At 53.5% G+C, this 19459-nt stretch carries 17 protein-coding genes and 1 tRNA gene; 1 reads left to right on the plus strand and 17 read right to left on the minus strand.

Features of this window, described 5'->3' with window-relative positions:
* Positions 1-180: 180 nt before the first annotated feature.
* From gabD to HBO41_RS14540, 9 genes are all read right to left on the minus strand, one after another.
* Positions 181-1623, minus strand: coding sequence for an NADP-dependent succinate-semialdehyde dehydrogenase (gene gabD / locus HBO41_RS14500; protein ID WP_169986709.1), 1443 nt, complete (start codon positions 1621-1623; stop codon positions 181-183).
* A gap of 294 nt (positions 1624-1917) precedes the next feature.
* Positions 1918-2232, minus strand: a complete 315-nt coding sequence (locus HBO41_RS14505; protein WP_003187551.1) for a RebB family R body protein — start codon at positions 2230-2232, stop codon at positions 1918-1920.
* A gap of 50 nt (positions 2233-2282) precedes the next feature.
* Positions 2283-2597: a RebB family R body protein gene (locus HBO41_RS14510; RefSeq protein ID WP_005783676.1), complete on the minus strand. Its 315-nt coding sequence runs from the start codon at positions 2595-2597 to the stop codon at positions 2283-2285.
* An 83-nt stretch (positions 2598-2680) separates the two neighbouring features.
* Positions 2681-3004: a hypothetical protein gene (locus HBO41_RS14515; RefSeq protein WP_138451229.1), complete on the minus strand. Its 324-nt coding sequence runs from the start codon at positions 3002-3004 to the stop codon at positions 2681-2683.
* Positions 3005-3044: 40 nt separating this feature from the next.
* Positions 3045-3671: a hypothetical protein gene (locus HBO41_RS14520; protein WP_169986711.1), complete on the minus strand. Its 627-nt coding sequence runs from the start codon at positions 3669-3671 to the stop codon at positions 3045-3047.
* An 82-nt stretch (positions 3672-3753) separates the two neighbouring features.
* Positions 3754-4326, minus strand: a complete 573-nt coding sequence (locus tag HBO41_RS14525; protein WP_099549556.1) for a hypothetical protein — start codon at positions 4324-4326, stop codon at positions 3754-3756.
* 18 nt (positions 4327-4344) lie between these two features.
* Positions 4345-4572: a RebB family R body protein gene (locus HBO41_RS14530; RefSeq protein WP_003187543.1), complete on the minus strand. Its 228-nt coding sequence runs from the start codon at positions 4570-4572 to the stop codon at positions 4345-4347.
* Between the two features lie 103 nt (positions 4573-4675).
* Positions 4676-5218, minus strand: coding sequence for an RNA polymerase sigma factor (locus HBO41_RS14535; protein ID WP_017136685.1), 543 nt, complete (start codon positions 5216-5218; stop codon positions 4676-4678).
* An 87-nt stretch (positions 5219-5305) separates the two neighbouring features.
* Entirely contained in the window at positions 5306-6022 is a 717-nt protein-coding gene (locus HBO41_RS14540; protein WP_032865579.1) for a Crp/Fnr family transcriptional regulator, read from the minus strand.
* 195 nt (positions 6023-6217) lie between these two features.
* Here HBO41_RS14540 and HBO41_RS14545 point away from each other — a divergent pair.
* A tRNA-Arg gene (locus tag HBO41_RS14545) sits at positions 6218-6294 on the plus strand.
* A gap of 520 nt (positions 6295-6814) precedes the next feature.
* Here the strand turns inward: HBO41_RS14545 and HBO41_RS14550 are convergent.
* The 8 genes from HBO41_RS14550 to HBO41_RS14585 all read right to left on the minus strand — a co-directional run bounded on the left by HBO41_RS14550 (position 6815) and on the right by HBO41_RS14585 (position 19110).
* A complete protein-coding gene (locus HBO41_RS14550; protein WP_169986713.1) occupies positions 6815-8317 on the minus strand; it encodes a hypothetical protein in 1503 nt (500 codons plus the stop codon).
* Between the two features lie 120 nt (positions 8318-8437).
* Positions 8438-9991, minus strand: coding sequence for an ATP-dependent endonuclease (locus HBO41_RS14555; RefSeq protein ID WP_169986715.1), 1554 nt, complete (start codon positions 9989-9991; stop codon positions 8438-8440).
* 404 nt (positions 9992-10395) lie between these two features.
* Positions 10396-12177, minus strand: coding sequence for a UvrD-helicase domain-containing protein (locus HBO41_RS14560; protein ID WP_169986717.1), 1782 nt, complete (start codon positions 12175-12177; stop codon positions 10396-10398).
* Positions 12177-14315 (minus strand): AAA family ATPase, encoded by a 2139-nt coding sequence (locus HBO41_RS14565; protein ID WP_169986719.1) that lies wholly within the window; start codon positions 14313-14315, stop codon positions 12177-12179. Before HBO41_RS14565 ends, HBO41_RS14560 begins: the two co-directional genes overlap by 1 nt.
* A 678-nt stretch (positions 14316-14993) precedes the next feature.
* On the minus strand, positions 14994-15605 hold the full coding sequence (locus tag HBO41_RS14570; protein WP_169986721.1) for a hypothetical protein: 612 nt from the start codon (positions 15603-15605) through the stop codon (positions 14994-14996).
* A 568-nt stretch (positions 15606-16173) separates the two neighbouring features.
* Complete coding sequence (locus tag HBO41_RS14575) at positions 16174-16761, minus strand: hypothetical protein (RefSeq protein WP_169986723.1); 588 nt, start codon at positions 16759-16761, stop codon at positions 16174-16176.
* Complete coding sequence (locus HBO41_RS14580; RefSeq protein ID WP_169986725.1) at positions 16758-17330, minus strand: RNA polymerase sigma factor; 573 nt, start codon at positions 17328-17330, stop codon at positions 16758-16760. Before HBO41_RS14580 ends, HBO41_RS14575 begins: the two co-directional genes overlap by 4 nt.
* Positions 17331-17481: 151 nt before the next feature.
* Complete coding sequence (locus tag HBO41_RS14585) at positions 17482-19110, minus strand: VWA domain-containing protein (RefSeq protein WP_169986727.1); 1629 nt, start codon at positions 19108-19110, stop codon at positions 17482-17484.
* Between the last annotated feature and the right edge of the window lie 349 nt (positions 19111-19459).

Below are 19459 nucleotides of genomic sequence, written 5' to 3' on the forward strand. Positions count from 1 at the left end.
AGTCCTCATTCGCCACTCATCGGGTGGCGTGGTCCAAGGAATACGTGGCGGGGAGGCAACTACGGCAGCATGCGATGATCGACTGCCACAGCTTTCCCGGCCACTACGAATAACGTCTTCAAACACGCAAAGGGTCAGCGCTCTCGTGCCCTCTGCGTTTGCTGCAATCCCGTGCCGAGCTTAGATGCCCAGGCAGAGGTATTTGATTTCCAGGTAATCCTCGATCCCGTACTTGGAGCCTTCACGGCCCAGGCCCGAAGCCTTGATGCCGCCGAACGGCGCCACTTCGTTGGAGATCAACCCGGTGTTGACGCCAACCATGCCGTATTCCAGGGCTTCGGCCACACGGAACACACGGCCCAGATCGCGGGCGTAGAAGTAGGAAGCCAGGCCGAACTCGGTGTCATTGGACATCGCGATCACTTCGGCTTCGTCTTTGAAACGGAACAGCGGCGCCAGTGGGCCGAAGGTTTCTTCCTTGGCAACAGCAGCGTCTTTGGGCACGTTGACCAGAATGGTCGGCTCAAAGAAGTTGCCTTCCATCACCTTGCCACCGGCCAACAGCTTGGCGCCTTTGCTCAGGGCATCAGCGATGTGCTCCTGAACCTTGGCCACGGCTTTTTCGTCGATCAGCGGGCCAGTGGTGGTGCCTTCTTCCAGACCGTTACCGATCTTGAGTTTGGCCACGGCCACTTTGAGTTTTTCGGCGAACGCGTCGTACACCGAATCCTGAATGTACAGGCGGTTGGCACACACGCAGGTCTGGCCGTTGTTGCGGTACTTGGAGATGATCGCGCCTTCGACGGCCTTATCGAGGTCGGCGTCGTCGAACACGATAAACGGCGCGTTGCCGCCCAGCTCCAGCGAGACTTTCTTGATGTCCTTGGCGCATTCGGCCATCAGCTGGCGACCGATTTCGGTGGAGCCGGTGAAGGACAACTTACGCACGATCGGGTTGCTGGTCAGCTCGCTGCCGATATCACCGGCGCTGCCGGAAACCACGCTGAACACGCCTTTTGGAATGCCCGCGCGCTGGGCCAGTTCAGCCAGGGCGAACGCCGAGTACGGGGTTTGCGAAGCCGGCTTGAGCACCATGGTGCAACCGGCGGCCAGCGCTGGGCCGGCTTTACGGGTGATCATCGCGGCCGGGAAGTTCCACGGCGTGATGGCCGCGGTAACGCCGATCGGTTGTTTGATCACGATCAGGCGCTTGTCCGGCTGGTGGCCAGGAATCACATCACCGTAGATGCGCTTGGCCTCTTCGGCAAACCACTCGATAAACGAAGCGGCGTAGACGATTTCGCCTTTGGCTTCGGCCAGCGGCTTGCCCTGCTCCAGGGTCATCAGGCGCGCCAGGTCGTCCTGGTTCTCGATGATCAGCTCAAACCAGCGACGCAGCTTGTTGGCGCGGTCCTTGGCGGTGAGTGCACGCCAGGCCGGCAGGGCCTTGTCGGCGGCTTCGATGGCGCGGCGGGTTTCAGCCGCGCCCATCTTCGGCACGGTGCCGAGAATTTCGCCCGTGGCCGGGTTGTTGACCTTGATGGTTTGACCGTTGTCCGCATCGACCCAAGCGCCATCGATAAAGGCTTGTTGGCGGAACAACTGGGTATCTTTGAGCTGCATGTCGGCTTTCCTTAACAGCACCGCGCGCACGCGGAGCGAATTAGAGTTGTTGAAAGGCGCCTTGTGGGCTGCCGTCAGGGAAATCAGCCCCAGCACGCGAGATAAGTGAAATAGCGCACGGGAGACAGAGCGTTTGAAATCTCAAACGAATCCTAGGATCAATGGGGGTACAGGGCAATAGTCTGTTCGAAAAAAAGAACGAAAACGGCGCATTTGATGCATCTTTCAGATCAAGCGCACAAACGACAACAGCCCCGGTGCCTTGTGGGCGCCGGGGCTGTTGGGCCTTGCAACTTACGGTTGGAACGACTTGAGCACGGCCAACAGGCTGGTCAAGTTGTCGGCCACGCCACCTTGGGCGACTTTTTCGGTGGCCGCAGCGCCAGCGGTGGTGTCGACGCTGTAGATCTGCATCACGCCTTGGTTGGTGGCGGCCTGGGCCAGGGTGTTTTGTTGCTGTTGGGCCGAGACCGAGTTCTGGAACAGGATCGCCGTGGCCTGGCCCATGGATTGATAGATCGTGCTCATGGCCATCGCTGGCGATTCGGCAACGACCTTGACGTTGGTCTGGGTGACGGCATCGGTGATTTGCGGGCTGACTGTGCTCATGGTTGAAACTCCTGGTGTGAGAAAGAACAACATCCGTTATCGCTGAGTGCTTAAGGCTGGAAGGACTTGAGCACAGTCAACAGGCTGGTGAGGTTATCCGAGACGCCGCCTTGGGCGACTTTTTCGGTGGCCGCCGCACCGGCGGTGGTATCGACGCTGTAGATCTGCATGACGCCCTGGTTGGTGGCCGCCTGGGCCAGGGTGTTTTGCTGCTGTTGGGCCGACACAGCGTTCTGGAACAGAATCGCCGTGGCCTGCGCCATGGATTGATAGATAGTGCTCATCGCCATCGCCGGCGATTCGGCCACCACTTTGACGTTGGTCTGGGTGACCGCGTCGGTAATTTGCTCGTTAACAAATGCCATGATCAATTTCCTTATAGGGGTACACGGTGCATTCCGTGTTCATGAATGAACGTTGCCAAACAGGCGCTGTGAAACGCGCGAGCTCAAGGTTTCGCAGTTGGGCCCAGCGCCGCTTCAATCTGCGTAATCAAACCCTGGATCAGGGCCTGCACTTCCTTGCGTTGCGCGTCCTTGTCCGGGGCCGCGCCGTCCAACACTTGGCGTAGCGCCGCCTCACGCTGCTCGGCGGCAGCCTTGAGCGCTTGCTCATTGGCCTTGGACTGCTCAAGCACCTGGCTGGCGCGCTTGAGGGTTTCGTCGACGATGGCCTGGGGCGTTCCGGCGAAGATCTGCGGGTTGCGCAGCATCGCTTCCAGGCGCAGGCGATCATCGCTGGACAGCACTGAGGGTGTGGCTGGGTGAGCCATGACGGCCTCCTTGGGCACTACGTTGCTGGCTGAAGGGCCGCTAAAGTCGCACCTCGACGTTGTCCTGCCAGAAGCCCGAGAAGTAGAAATACGCCGAGGCATCACAGAACGTCGCCAACTCCGCAGGGGTAATGGCACTGGGTTGGTTGCCGAAAATCGCCGGCGGCGGCGGCAGCAGGTTGGCCGAGTTATAGAGGTTGCCCACTTCATAGCAGTTGGCTGCGAACTGGGAACAGAACGAGCTGCTGCCAATCGCCACCGACTCGTTGATTCGCTCGACCAGGCTGGTGTTGGAGGTCCAGCGCCGGAATGCAGAAATCATCGCGTTCCACACGCTGTAACGGCCACGGATATCGCCGCTGATCTTGTCGAAATAGAACTGCTTGGCCGCCACGACTGCCGCTTCGCCCAACTCACTGCTCATGCAAGAGAAGACCATCGCCGAACGCGGAGGCTTTTCAAGGCTGAGGTCAGTCAGAGACAGCCCCTCACCCACGCTTTCAATCACCTGGGTGTCGCTCACCGCAATCGCCGGATGAACCACATTCAGGAACGTCGTGTCCTGGGAAAACACTTTGGCCTTGACCAACTGGCCCGCACGAATGAACGCGCGCGTCGCGCTGTCATCTTCTTGCTTCACCGAAAAAATAATATCTCCAGGCTGCATGATGTCGCTCCTCACTTAAGAAAAGTTGCTTTCAAGTTGCTGTTGCACCGTTCCAGAAGAACCCTGGAACGTTGTGCTCGGTTCAGGCCGCTGGCGCAGCCCGGTTGGCCAAGGTGTCGGCGTACTTGGCGATGCTCTGGTCGATCTTGTCGATGGCCACGCTGGCGGCTTCGGCTTCCATGGCACCCGCGGCGGCGGCCACGGCGGCAGCGGCGCCCACCAGCAAGTCGGTGGCCAAGGCGCCCAAGGCGTCTTCGGCAGCGGCCGGCAGGTTGTCCTTGACGATGTTCTCGGTCATTTGCTGGAGCAGCACGGCCTGGGCCGCCAGGGCGATCTTGCTGACCCCGTCGAAATACCCCGCCGCCGCCTGCGCCACCAGGCCGGCCGCCTGGCTGATCATCATGTCGGCCGGCACCGCAATCTGCGCCGGCGCATAGGCAAAGTTCTGCGAGTTGGTGAACTGCACCGCCTGCACGATCTGGCTGTTGAGGGCCGCGGTGCTGTCGGGCGACGGCGTGCTCGCCTGGTTGAGCAGGTGCTCGTTCATGCGCGCCATGATCGAGCGCGAGGCCGGTGCGGCGGGCGCCGGCGCAGGTGGGTCGGCGGCGGGCGTTGCTTGCGGGGCGGCGGGTTTCTTTCTACTGAACCACGACATAATCGATCTCCCGAGGGCTTAGCCCTTCTCGCCAATCTGCATGATCAGCGCCACGGCCTTGGAGATCACCGCATTCGAAATCTGGTTCATCGCCTGTTGGCTGTTGACCGCGTTCTGTAACGACAGGCCCGCCGCACTGCTCGCCACCTGATACAGCGACGCGATGGCCTGGGCCGGCGCTTCTGCCACCACTTTGACGTTGGTTTGGGTGACCGCGTCGGTGATCTGGCTGTTGACCTCTGTCATACATCTCTCCTTGATGGCATTCACCCAGGGTTGGGCGTGGGTAGTGGCGGCAGGACGCGCTCATACAACTAGAACGCCCCGCGCCGGCGTGTGTGAATCAAATTCAGCGCAAGGCGTTGCGCAGCAGTTGCACACGCTTGCGCACAAGTGGCAGCGTGACCTGCAACGCGGCAGCGATCTGCGGATACGGCAGGTCATCCACAAAGCGCATCTCAAACAAGCGCTGCTGCAACACCGGCAACCGCGCCACCTGCGCCTCGATCAGCTCGAGGCGCTCGTAACACTCCACCCGTTCCAGCACCGAAGCGCAGGGCGCGGCGAGTGCGGCCAGGTGATCGTGCTCGAGGTCCACCGAATCATCGAGCAACCGCTCCTCGCGCTTGCTGCGTCGCAAGCTGTCGAGAAACACATGGTCGAGTACCAGAAACAGAAACCCCTGAGGGTCGCGAATGCGCTCCGGCGAGCGCCGAAAGAACAGCAGGGCCTTGATCGCCGTGGCCGACAACCATTCCTGGCCCTGATCCAGATTGCCCTTGGCCCGCCGCAACGCGCGCCGCTTGAGTTCGCCCTGCACGGCGCGCCAACTCGCTTCGAACAAACGGTCATCGGCGGCCCATTGATCCTTGAACTGAACAGTCATCCCCATCGCCAGCACTCCTGTGCATCCTTGATGAAGGGCCAGTCTGCAAGCGCGGGACAGGGGTGCGCTGTTACCTGCGGAACACTGCAACGACTAATTCAAGGCAAAGGCCTTGCGCCGCAAATGCTCGAGATCGTTGATCACCATGCGCTCCAGATTGCCGCTGATCAGCCCACTGCGGCGCCACAATTGCAGCTGCACATTGAGTTTGGGACGGCTGGTGTTAAGCATCGACGCCAACACCCCCTGGCTGGCGGGCAAAGAGACACTCGGCATGGCCAGCGCCAGGTCGATATCGCCCAGGTTGGCCAACAGAAACCGCGCCAACCGCGACTCCAACCGATGCAGGCACACCAACTCCAGCAACTCGATGGCATGCAGCAAGCGCAGCATCATCAGCATCAACAAGCGCCGCAAAAACACCGGCTCCTCAAACAGCACACCAAAATGCCGGCTACCCAGTTGCAACAGCCGCGTGGGGCCACTGGCAAAGGTGGAAGACTCGCGCCCATGATCCTTGATCAACGCCGTCTCCCCCACCACCTGCCCGGCCCCGGTACTGCCGATAATCTGCTCCCGGCCGTCCGGCCCATGCACCACCGAATAAATCCGGCCCTCAACCACCAAAGCAATAAATTCGAGGCTGTCGTCCTTGAAATACAGCAGTTCACGATCATCCAGCAGGCGCTCCACCATATGGGTGGCAACGTAGCGCAAGAGGTGCTCCGGCATACCTCGAAACAAATCGGAGCGGGCCAACAGGGTTTGTCTCAACGGGAGATCGAGCATCACGGTTCCTTTGGAATGCATGCGTTCACCTGGGGAATTGCGGCTTGGAAGCGGTTTAAAGCCACAAGAGCAAAGCAAACAAAGGGACGTGCGGCGCGGGGAGTTGTGAATGAGAGTGGCGATTAGCCATTTTTGGTGGGAAACGGCCGACAGTTACCGCCGAAAACGCTGGAATGGACGCATCAGGGCGACATGGGTATGATGTCGCCCGCACAAGCATCCGTAGCTCAGCTGGATAGAGTACTGCCCTCCGAAGGCAGGGGTCGTGGGTTCGAATCCCGCCGGGTGCACCAGATACAGATGAAAAAGCCCCAGGTTGAAAGACCTGGGGCTTTTTTGTGGGCGAAATTTTTAAGGCTATGGTTTTAGTTATCCGGGGGGTTCGGATGGTTGCGTCTGGCTGGGGGTCTTGGGTTCTAGAGCGACGGGGGGCTCTAGTGGCAGCCAGAAATACTGGTGAAGGGTGGTAGTCAGGCAATGAGTTGGGTTCTGGTGTGAATGTAAATAAATCTGTCCCCATTTTTCCACTACACTTTAGAGCTTGCACTACCACACTTTATTGAAACGCATTTAAGCCATTTGGGACCTAGCCTCTATAAACCATAACTTCTGGAAGGCTGTCCAGCTTTGTGCCGAATCCTAATTTGGATGTTTCCTAATACATATCGGCACGATGAGTAGAAAAGAAGAATCTTAACACTCGCTAGTTTTCACCGGCATCCTCCACTCAAGATTACTAGGCCCGCTTTATATTCCAGTGAAAACATAGAAAACAAAATACCGTAAAGCTCTTTCCGCCCACCCAGAAAATCATTACTTTAAGAGTCGTGAAACGAAGCCTTTAATTTTATTAAAAAATATTGCCAGCCTTCCATCGGGCACTGTCACGTCCACAATTCCAATATCAGACTTGACTGGCGATGGATTTTGTATACTCTGCTTTTCCAAGCCCAATATATCTACCATATCATGCATAATAATTCTTGGTTTTCTTACCTCTCCAAACTCGAACTGGGGACCACTATATGAATATACATTCAAAACAAGTTTATTAAATAAATTTATGCAGCTCGCGACCCTATGATGCTCTTTAATCTGCCGTTCAGTTGTACTAGGTGTGAATTTTGGATGCGCGGCAGAGTGGCGTAATTTTTCCCAAGCTTTTTTTTCAGCAGTAGATATAAGGTTTTTTTCTACCAGCATCCCTAACGCTTTGGCTGCGTAAAGATTCCCCCATCCAGCTACATGCTTAATTATTGTGTTTAGTTTTGCTGGAGCAATATCCAAACCTTTTAGTTTTTCTATGATATCGAGCTTCTCTTTTTCATACGCCTCATCTCTAGCCTCTTCCGCAAGCTTAGGCATGAAGATATCTATCAAGACACCTTCAACAGACGTGGATATCGTAAGATTAGATAGTGCGCTTTCCGTGTTGAACGCAGCAAATACTCGCTTCCATTGTGCATAAATGCTTTCAAAGTAAACATGATGATTGTTCAGGACATACCAGATATTAAAAAACAGCTCATAGTTATTTCTAAAATCTAGCGCACCGTCAATAATTACGTTTTCTGGTATCGGATGCGGAATGGTCTGATGCTTGACAGAGTTTCGTATACTTCTAATGTAGTGCGTTAATACTGTGCCGGACCTTTTAGTCATTGCATACGCTTGTGGTGACGTTCCAGATGTGAAGCCTATATAAAATGTCAGTGCTAAAAATAGACTATCCACATCAAAATCACCATTAGCATAAACTTCAACATATCCTTTGTGATCAACTATCGACAATCCGAATTCTTCACCCTTGAGCACTGTCTGATTCAGGCTCCAAGATTCAGTACCTAACGTCGACGTAGTGGTGTTACCTTTATTCTTTGGAACTCTGGATGGCTCATTGATTTCAAAATACAAATAACTGTTTTGCTGGTTTGGATGATTGAAATGCGCGTGTTTGTATATTTCGGAGAAAAAGACTAAAAATCTAAATGGGCGATGCGTATCAAACTCTTTTATACTTAAAGAGAATCCATTGGCTTCTATTTTTTCTCCATCCAAAGACACGCATTCAAAAAACAGCTCCTGCTTTGGATCAAATAGATCTTTGGGGAAGTCAGAGCCACCAAAATGAAAAGGGATGTTTTCGGACTTTAAACAAACGAACTCCATATAGAGGGAGCCGACACTATTTATTCTAATAACCCCATGTCCATCCATTCGTAAGCCGCTGTCATTTTTTTGATAAATGCGCGCCTCAATGCATTGAATGATTATTTCACCTGAACGTGCAATTGCAAAACTTTTATCCAGCAACATACGACCTCCCTATTAAGTTTTTAAGCAATCCAAGCGGACCCGAAAAGTCCGGATTTCAGCAGCAATTAGAGCGCACAAAGCTCACATTTCTAAAGGGCGAGCTTTTACTCGCATATAGAACTAGTCTAAAAATGACTCAATGCGTTCTTTTAATGGCTTCATTTCGTCATGGAATGCTAATTTTATAATGTGACATAGATGCTGAAGCGTGTGGTTTTTCTCTAGCCCTACGTGGGAGGATATTTCAAAAAACTCATTATGTTTGCCAGCTTGCAATCCATACTCTAAAACTTCCGGAACTCTATCTTCCTCCAATCCTAATGCGACCTCAACGAGCTTGGGCACTTCTACGCATTTTTGTACAATCCATGCCTCAGGCCAAGTATCACCAGGCAAATATGCAGTTCTATCCGCGAACCAACTTTCGAAATCCTTAGATGGGTTTTCTGCCATTTTTCTGGCATGGTTTAAATTGTCCTTTTTCAAAGCTCTTTGATCTCCATCGAACACTGCAAGTGTCGGTCTCTCTTCGCCTCTCACATGAAGTGCTGCTAATTGTTTAGCGATGGCAGTTGCAGAACCTATGACGGAAATTTTAATTCGAGCTCTAAGAGCAGATGGCAAGCATGCTTGGATTAATGCTCTAGCTACTTCATCCTCAACAAAAAGATCAAGCTCAGCAGTCTCTTTTGCACCGAGCTTAGAAAAAGCAAAGTCTGGTGAAATTCCCGGGGTAACCTTGGTTTTTCCGCCCACGGATTCTATAAAATAACGTGCTTCATCTGGCAAGCACTGAAAAATCTCTTTTGAATGTGTAGTGCAGATTACTTGGGTTCCTGTTTCTTTGCATAGCTCTTTGAGCTTTGTCATAAATAATCTTTGCGCTTTTGCATGCAGACCTAATTCGATCTCATCCAAAACTAGTATCGTATTTGCTTTGCAGGAATATATTGTTGAAAATATTTCAAATAGTGCGTTTTCACCTGCCCCCATGTTGAAACCTGAATAAGTAAGCTCGCCAACTGTCACAACCGGCAAGCTATACCTCGCATGCTCGAGGTGCAGGTAAGAGTCATATTTTTTTCCAAGTATGTATCCAACGGCATCTTTTACTTTATCTTCCCACCCTTTAAGCTCAATATTTTTGAAAGATTTTGAATAAGAACGAGATTGACTTCTCTCGGAATGAGGAACAATTCTTTCAATTCCGAGAAAGACGACATTTTTATGCATTCTCGAATCATAGTTATTCCATTTACCCCCTTGGCTCTTCTTCCGAGTTTGATACCCTACACCCTTACCATCCGGGAATATTGTTTTAGCGAAGTTATCCATCGCAAACCAATATTGGATTTCAATTCCTTGGGGGGGGATCTCGTCTGTGTGCTGTAAAAAAAAGTCGGAGTAAGTGTAGTAACTATTTTTCCGCCTTGGCAGCTTAAAGCCCTTTTTATTATTGTGATACGCACAGCACGCCAATGCAAGAATGGTCGACTTCCCTGACCCATTTACTCCTGCGAAAGCAGTTATTGGATAGTCGAAAGACACATCAAGCTTGTTAAGTCCGCGTATCGTCCCTTCTGTGATATATATACGCCGCAAAAGTTTTTTAGAGTAATCATTGACGAACCATTGTCGTAGATCCTTATCTAGCTTGCTCTCACGGTATTTCATCGTCTTCCCTGCAATTATGCAATGGCGATTTGCCATCCGACAGGCTACGCTAGATGCTTTTTATGATTTTGTCTATACGCAGCCAGAGAAGATGCTGTGAAAATTAGTCGCAGTGCAATTAATGTGAACGACTCTATACCTCTGCCAGAGTATTCAATGTGATCCGTTCTGAACTGATGAACCTAGACCTATATTTAGCAAATATATATCCCGTTGTTTGCATTTCAAGGATGATTTACTTGCCAATTACGACAAGCAATAATTAGCGGATTGACGGGGAAGTCGGCTCGCGTTGCGCATCTACTAACTGGAACAGTCGCAGGTCGAACGTCAGCTATTGGTAAGACGCGCACCTACGCGGCATTCAGCATCGAGAGAACATGGCAAAGTCTTTCTACCCCAGGCTAGTCCGAGTCGTAGTTAAAGTGGCAAGCTGCGAGTGACTGGGTTGGTGGATAGACCCCATACCGTCCTCTCGGTCGTCCCGACTCAGAGATCAAGTGCAGATTTTTACGAGCACGGGAGCCCAATACATACAGGAGTTTGCTCGCGACAACATGCCCATCCGCTTCATTGAAGTGCGGCACCATTCCCTCCAACAGGCCGAAGGCAATTACAACGTCGAACTCCGCGCCCTTAACCCCGTGGATGGTGGAAACCGTGATGCCGGACCGCTCCCGGAACACTTTTTTGAAGAACGACACTTGGTTGATGTAGCTCGCCCCATCCTTCTGCAGTTTCTCGATTCTAGCTGCTGAGCTGCTGAAGAACGCCTCGCGGTGTGAAGAAAGTGGTGGAAAGCTTCCTTGAGAGATATTGAGTCGTTCGAGCAAATCGGTGAAGGCAAGGTCCAGGTAACGAAGTCCGTCTGTTTCATCAATTGCGAGTGCGTTGCACTCCCGCAGCAGCATACGTGAAGTAAGTCTGGTGGTGTTCACACCAAAATCGCTAAGATCTTTGATCACGTCATTTGCCCAGCGCATGCGTCGAACGAGTAACCTCGGCGATGACTCCGTCAGCAATATTTTGGAAGCCTTAAACCAGAAGTTATCAAAGTCGTTGCTGAAAGGAACAAGACCAGGACCATCGAATTGCTGATCGGGGAGCATAGCTACCAGCTTCCGAGTTGTTGACGCTAGCAAAATCCACCAGGGCGCGAGGACGCAGATATTCTCGGGTAAATTGCCGTCGGCCAGACTAACTTTAATCAACCTCACCAGTTCGTCATGCACATCGGTATGTGCAACATCTTGGTTGTAGGTAACCAAACTGGGGAACTTCGCATGCTTGCCAACACCGTTGATGCTTGTCGCATGCACGCTGTAATTTGAGAAGTAGCTTATAATCCGATCGCTGGAGCGGTAGTTTCGGCTGAGCGCCAATTCTTTAATCGGGATACTGGCCCGTGCACGAAAATCCTCCACTGACATAGCGTAGCCACCAAGTGAGCCGTAGATCGCTTGGTTCGGATCGCCAACTATAAATGTCTTAGTCTGTCCGCGACCTGCACGAAGGATAGACGTCACAAGGCTGTACTGAATCTGTTTTGTGTCCTGATACTCATCCACAAGGATGTGAGAGAATACTCGTGAAAGCAGTACTGAAATATTTGCGTGGTCCCGCATCAGAGCATGGGAATGCCACAGGATTTGCTCGAAGTCGATCTGTCGATTCTCTAAAAGCTCCTTAAAGTACATCGCAAGCACCTCGTGGATCGCATTGTGCTTCCGAGAGTCTGGACAGCCAAGATGGTACCCATCTTCGGTAACATAGTAATTACAATCCCAGTGAGTGACACCTCGATACGATGCACACAGACTCTCCAACAAGAGTTCGCGATCATGCGTGTCGATAACGCGATATCCGTGCGCGAGTGCAGGGCAGTATATGCCGTAGGGCTTGATGATCCACTCCAAGCAGAAAGAGTGGATAGTGCCGATCCACAACCCAGAGGTGTCGACTCCAAGGTCCTCAATGCGCTCTTGGATCTCGTCTGCTGCGCGATGGGTATAGGTTATGGCGACAATGATGCGCTTGTCGGTGCGACGAGACAGTTCGTAGGCAATTTTGTAGGTCAGAGTACGCGTCTTGCCACTGCCTGGGCACGCAATCAGAAAAAGACTTGATGGCTCTACAACGGCCGCTGATTGCTCGCTGTTAAGATCCCGAAGATCCCAGGTGAACATCACATCATATCCGCTAGAAAAGCATTGATGGCATCGTTCGGGAGCTTGAGTAAGGCAGCCGCTTTGAGCTGATCCATGCTGATCTCATTTTGCTGAAAGCGCTTTACTTCAAGTAGGAATTCCATCTTCTGAAAAGCATGCCAAGGCAAGGAGTTGAACAGACATTCAGCGCGATGTTGGAGAATTCTGGCGATCAGTGAGTGCGAAAAGGGTCCATGTGCAAAATGAATCGCTTGGAGGATGTAGCTAGGTATCTGAACCTGAGTGGTGAGATGCTCGGCAAGAAGTATGGCGAACCATCCCTTGCCCTCTTGTTTAGCCATCCTCAGCGCTCGACTTCCCATGCGAGACAGTTGACCGGATTGGAGATCTTTCGTCGCCTGCTCAATCGTCTGCGTATCCGTATAGACTGTCGGTACCGTCTGAATAACTGGCTGATCGTTACCAGCAGCAATAAAGTCCACTTCGAAGGTATGTCTGGCGTAAAAGACTGCAAGCCAAGGGTTGGCGGCAACGAACGAATCCAGGTCAGTCTTACGCTCTAAACCTGACTTCTGTGAACCAGCCGCTTTGGCTTTTCTAGCTATTGTAGGAGGCGTGTCGGTGGGTAGTGGTGTGATGTCGAAAAAGGCATGGTCGAGGTCGGTGACTATGGCACACCGTTTTCTGATGCGTAGGTTATGGAACAGAACTGCTACATTTTTAAATCCCGTGCTCCGTATATTGATAACACTTACGCCCAGTTCATCCACGCTTAAACCCAACACCTTTTTGACGAGCACCGGTATCAGGATTTCTTCAACATCACCTTCGACGAGAATCACACTCTTGGCGAAGAGCAGATTGCTACGCACCGCATCCAGATAACGCTGAATGCTGGTCACTTGTGTGGGCTCAAGGCCCGTAGCTGGCTGGTAAGCCTCACAGAAGGAGCCATGACGTCCCAGGATGTTGACGTTGCTAACATTGCTCACTTCAGAGATGTGAGTGGAATGGGTGGTATAGATGATCTGTGCGTCGCTGTACTTAATACGGTCGAATAGGGTTTTCTGTATGTGAGTGTGGATGTGCGCTTCCGGCTCCTCGATCAAGAGAAAGTTGGCCATGGCCATTTTTTCGCGTTGATACTTGAACTGCAAGAGCTTGAGCGTCAGATATATGAGGTTGGCCCCGCCCAGGCTCAACTCATGAATCGCACCTTCGTATCCTTCTTCTGACTCCCCCACGAAAAGTCGTAATGACTGGAACAGCTTATCGGTTTCCTCGGGCAAATCCGATTTGATTGAGAGTGATGCAGGTGAGTAGGTTTCTCCCGCCGCGTCCTTAATGGTCTCTCGAATGTGGTTGCGAACTGATTGCACATCCTCAAGCGCCTCAATGGATGTATTGAGTTCGCGAACCAGCTCACTAATCGGTTGCATAGTGGCGGGGTTGATCTCTCCACTTTTGCTCTTGAGCAAGGTAAGCAAAGGGTTGGTGCGGTTGTTATGGAACTCGGCAACAACGTCACGCAGCGCCTGAATGAAGGTCAGCGATACCTCTTTGGTTACGGAGAGGAAACCGGGTACTTTCGACCCGATAGCTGGAAATTCCGTCTCTGACGCAAAGAGACACCGATCAAAGTCGCCAGCTAAGGCTTTGTAAAGATCAGAGTCACTAAAGTCAGCCCAGCTACGTCCTGTAAAAATCGTTTCGTAGTCATTGATCGTAATCGCGTCGCGGATCTCAGCAAGCTGGTCAGCGTCAAAAAGATCAAGGCCGGCTAGCTTCAACCGGATTTCTTTTTTGGGCCGGAAGATGAGGTTATAGGTCGCCTTACGTACGGGCGTTTCGTCCAACTTGGCTGTGCCGTGAAGGAACAGTGCCTGAACTGATTCATCAGTGCTGATCTCCTCGAACTCCATGCTGATGATAATCCAATGGCCCCGCCATTGACCGAGGGAGCGGCTAAAGTCCGATTCGTCCAAACGGTAGGAGGCGCGCACCATTGTGTCGTCGAGCAAAAGGCGAATCGCTCGTAGGATGTTCGATTTGCCTGAGCCATTTTCTCCAATAATGGTGTTCACGCCTTTGCGAAACTGAAGCGTCGCATTCTTAAAATTTCGGTAGTTGACCAATGTCAATTTGGAAATATGCATGCTTCCTCGGCCTGCCGCTCCCTGAGCAGCCTTATTGGTTTGGACTCAATCGTAGCGCATCCCCTAGCAACCGCCGCTGCCGGCCGGCAGAGTCCGCTCATGACTAGTACTGTAGTCCAATGACATTAGTCTTCATCAGAGTCAACCTCTCCTCACAAAACAGTTGTTGATGTAACACCTATTTATCGTGTAACACGTGCCCACAACGATAAAACACAGATGTGTTACGCGATAAATATTCTTTAAAAACATATAGTTATATTCGTACGTAACACCCGTAACACCGTTTTTGAGGAGGTACGCCCCCTAGCCCCTTTAAAGCGTTTCCTCCAGCGAGAAACCTCGGTTGCGTCAGTGACTCAGAAAAGCCGGGGACCCTGGAGATATCGGAAAGACACGGGGTAGGAAACCCGCGCGTTCGCGTTAGCGGCTGGATTTTTTAAGTTGGTTGACAGGTTGACGTGGTTGACACCCATTACCGTGGTTGACGCTATGCAGGTGTTCACTATCAGCAACAGATACAGCCACCTTTATCAAAGCAGTAACGATGGCTCTTTTTCTTCAAGATCCTTTCAATTTCAACGATTGAAATTTCAGTAACTTCCAATGCCTCCCACTAACTCGATCCCGCGGGTTTCATGCCACGTGTTGCGACAGAACTGCCAGGGTCCCCGGCGCCTATCCGGCATTCAAGATCGAATGATTTCGAAAATCAAAACCGGGCAACGCACGCTCCAAATAACAGATGGTCCGTTCTTCCAAAAGAGCTTTGGCGGAGGGTAGTAATGCCTGAACCTCTCCAAGAGTGGGAGCTCTGTCCAACCGTTTATTGGTCAACAGGTCTGCTAGCTCGTTACGGAGTCTGCTAGCTGCCTGTTTCGGATCAATCCTCGCGTAGACCGACGCTCGAACCAGAAAGCTCGGAAAGGTTTTTTGATAGATCTCAATGAGATTCCCCCAACGCGAGTCATGAAACTCTTTCCCAACAAGCTCTTTAACCATTCTGTATGCCTGCTTACGCTTATCTCGGAAAGCATCCGAATCGGCGTAACTGTCGATCAAAGCCTTTTGGTCCTGTTCTTCTTGAAACTGCCAAAAGTTGCTAATTGCCGTGATGACCTCTTGTGCCTTGGCGATCAGCAACGGGTCGTTCGTCATGATCCCGACATCCAGAGCAAGGTGAGCAGCACCAAGAGCGATATTCTCGCTTTGGTAATCATCATCCTTGCGACCCTTGAATGCGGCGAACCTGATTTGCAAAGCTTGGGTTATTGCATGGTTGGTATTCATCGTGAATCACTCATATCTTGGGTTCGCTGGCAGCGGAGAACGAACAAGGGGTAGCCATAATCAGAGTTAGCACGCCTACATCTGGAGGTGTTTTACCATGCGTAGCTATGGGAGGGAGTAGCCAGCAAGAAGCACCCTGTATGCCTACGTGTAGGCCTAACCCACGCTCACATGATAGAACCCTTATAAACCGGCATCTCTAGCTCTCGGTTCAAACGACGCCGGGGCACCAGACACACACAAAAGCCCCAAGTCGAAAGACCTAGGGCTTTTTCGTGGGCAATTTTTTTATGCCTCGCGTTTCAAGTATCCACAACCTCCAAATAATTGACCTGCCGTGTAAATAAATCTCTGTGCCCATTTCCCCCCCAGCACATTTCCTGGCAAACGATGCTCAAAATGCCGGAGCGAGCTTGCTCGCAAAGACGGAGTGTCAGCCAATACATATATGACTGATACACCGCTTTCGCGAGCAAGCCCGCTCCCACATTTTTGGCCAAGTTGCTTTCAAGACTCCATTAAAAAGCCCACCACCGAGTAGTCGGTGGCGGGCTTTCTTTGAAGGCATTTATCGCTTCTGCAAGGCCTCCAACCGCGCCGGCAAGTCTTCCTCGGGGAAGCGCTCATGCAGCGTCAACAGCTTTTCATCCGCCGCTTTGGCTTGCCCCGCCATGCGCAGGTTCACAATCTCCTGCAGCCCTTCCTCCAACGAAGGCAACGCCAGCGGCGCGCGCTTACTGAGTTTTTCTGCCGGCTGATCGGCAAACGCACCGATGGCTTCAGCCTGAACCAGCGCATGCTCAACTTTCGGTGCTGCTGCCATCCGTGCCATAGGTGCGGGCGCAGGTGCGGCATACATCTGTGGGGCTGGCGCCGCGGAAAACGTTGCGGTGGAGATCTCCGGCTGCGACTCGGGCACGCGCATCACTACGCCGATCATCAGTGCTACACCGGCGACGGTGGCGAATGCCATTTGCCAGCGCGGTTGGCGGCAGGCTTGCAGCCAGCGTTGCCACAGGCTGGGTTGCGGCGTCGGGGCTTCGCGGCGGGCGGTGGCGAGGATGAAGGCGTCGAGGGACGCAGGCGGTTCGCCGGTGCTGTGTTGACGAAAGTGCTGGATCAGCTCGTCGTCAGGTGTGTGTGGGGAGTGGTTCATACGAGTATCTCCTCGGCCAGCAGGCGGCGCAGTTTCTGCTGGGCGTAACGCAGGCGGCTTTTTACGGTTTCCAGCGGGACGCCGGTGAGGGCGGCGATTTGCGGCACTTCGAGGTCGCCGTGCAGGCGCAGCAGGAAGACTTCGCGCTGGTCTTCGGGCAGGTCTTGCAAAGCGGCGTCGAGGCGCGCCTGGTCGCGGCTCAGGCTCAGTTGCTGCTCAGGGCCGGCGCTGTCGTCGGCCTGGGCGTGCAGTTGTTCGTCGTAGCTGTCATGTAAGGGGTTGTGGATGCCGTGCTTGCGCCAGTGGTCAATCAGGCGGTTGCGGGCAATCTGGAACAGCCATGTACGAAAACTCGCCCGGCCCTGTGGCTGGGTGGCGCTGCGGATCAGGCTGAGCCAGGTTTCCTGGTACACCTCTTCAGCCAGTTCGGCCTTGTTGCTCAGTGACACCAGGAACCGGTAAAGGCCCTGGCGGTGCCGCGCGTACAACACCTCGAACGCGGCAGCGTCGCCGGTTCGGTAGCGGGCCAGCAGCGATTCGTCGCTGGGTGAGTCATCTGGAACGGCCATGTAGGTAGCGAACTCCTTTTGATGGATCGATGCAAATTTACCGTGGGAGCTGGCTTGCCTGCGATGCAGGCGACTCGGTACATCCTGTACACCGAGTTGCTGCCATCGCAGGCAAGCCAGCTCCTACAGTTGGTTGTTGCCATGTTCGGGATCAGTGTTTGAGGCTCTGCGCCACTTCCACCAGTTGCACGAACTCGTTGCGCAACCCGAACGGGTCATCGCCGCGAGCCGAGCGGGCCAGTGCGGCGGTGTCCTTTAAGCTCATGCTGCCAGTGTAGCGGCCATCGCCCTTGAGCTGTTGGGCGAAGGCGGCCACCGCTGCCGCGAAGCGCAGGTCGGCGCTGGCCTGGGTGGTGTCGTTGCGGATGGGCCGCTCAATCAGTTGGCTGGCACCGCCCGCCGCCGGTTTGTAGCGTACGCGCAGCATGGCCAGCTCAGCGGAGGTGTTTTCGGCCGCAGGCGCGGCGGCGTAACGCAACGGCTCCAACCAGCCCTTCTCGCCCTTGGGCACAATTTCGTACAGCGCGGTCACGGTGTGCCCGGCGCCAATTTCACCGGCGTCGACCTTGTCGTTGTTGAAATCCTCACGTTTGAGTGCACGGTTTTCATAACCCAACAAGCGGTATTCGCTGACCTGGGCGGGGTTGAATTCCACCTGCAACTTTACATCCCGCGCCACCACCGCCAGGGTCGAGCTGAGCTGGTCTACCAACACTTTGCGGGCTTCGCGCAGGTTGTCGATGTAGGCGTAGTTGCCGTCGCCGGCGTCGGCAAGCTGCTCCATCAGGTGCTCGTTGTAGTTATCCACACCGAAACCCAGGGTGGTCAAGGACACGCCGCTTTTGCGCTGGTCGACGGCCATCTGCTTGAGGCTGTCGAAGTCGCTGACGCCCACATTGAAGTCACCGTCGGTGGCCAGCAGGATGCGGTTGATGCCCTTCTCTATAAAGCCGGCACGGGCCATCTGGTAAGCCAGCTCGATGCCGGAGGCGCCTGCCGTTGAGCCGCCGGCGGTGAGTTGGTCGATGGCGTTGCGGATCTTGGTTTTGTCGCGCCCGCTGGTGGGTTCAAGCACCACACGCGACTCACCGGCGTAGACCACCAGCGACACACGGTCTTGATCACGCAGCTGGTCCACCAGCAATTTCAGCGTGCTTTTCACCAGCGGCAAACCTTCACGGCGGTCCATGGAGCCCGACACATCCACCAGGAACACCAGGTTGGCCGGCGCAAGGTCTGCCACCGCACGGTCGGACGCTTTGATGCCGATGCGCAGCAATCGCGTGTGCGGGTTCCACGGTGTGGCGGCGACTTCGGTGGTCACGCCAAAGGGCGAGCCATCAGTGGGCAGCGCGTAGTCATAGGGGAAATAATTGAGCATTTCCTCGAGTCGAACGGCGCCGTCAGGTGGCAGCCGCCCTTGGTTGAGGAAACGTCTCACATTGGCGTAGCTGCCGGTGTCGACGTCGGCGCTGAAGGTCGAGACCGGGGTTTGTGCAACGCTGTAGACCGGGTTGTCGGGCAGGTTCTGGTAGCGTTCGTGAGGCTCGGCCCGATAGGCCAAAGCCGCGGCGTCGCGCATGGCCATTGGCGCGGCCATCAGCACAGGCATCGCTGCCTGCTTGCTCAAGGCACCCTCAGCCTGAGGCTCGGCGGGCGCGGGCGCGAGAGGCTTGGCCACCTCTCTGGACGATGAAAGCCCACAGCCGGCCAGCGAAGCCAGTACGGCAACCACAACGCTGCAGACAAGGGGACGCAGCACTAAACGAGCATGTGACATGGCGCAGAACCTCAACAGTAAATAATCCGTTCATAGGCTCAGACGCAAAACACTTCGGGTTCGGGTTAAATCCCGGAATTTACGCATACAACACGCTTACCCTACAGAGTACCGAGCCATCGGGCGTCAGCTGGAAGCATCGAGCCCTGTAGGTCACTCAACGATGCCGAGCCCGAAACAACTTACGATTACCGAGAAACTCCAGAATGCTCTTAACGAAAATACTCACACTGTAAGCAATTCTATATTTCCAAAAAAAACACGTTAAACACAAACGACATATCAGCTTTCAACAAGACGAGTAATGCTTGGGGAACCCGACTCTTTGACACGAAATTTAAAATTCGGA

Origin of the sequence: Pseudomonas sp. WS 5146 (assembly GCF_012985495.1) — a bacterium.
GTDB lineage: Bacteria > Pseudomonadota > Gammaproteobacteria > Pseudomonadales > Pseudomonadaceae > Aquipseudomonas > Aquipseudomonas edaphica.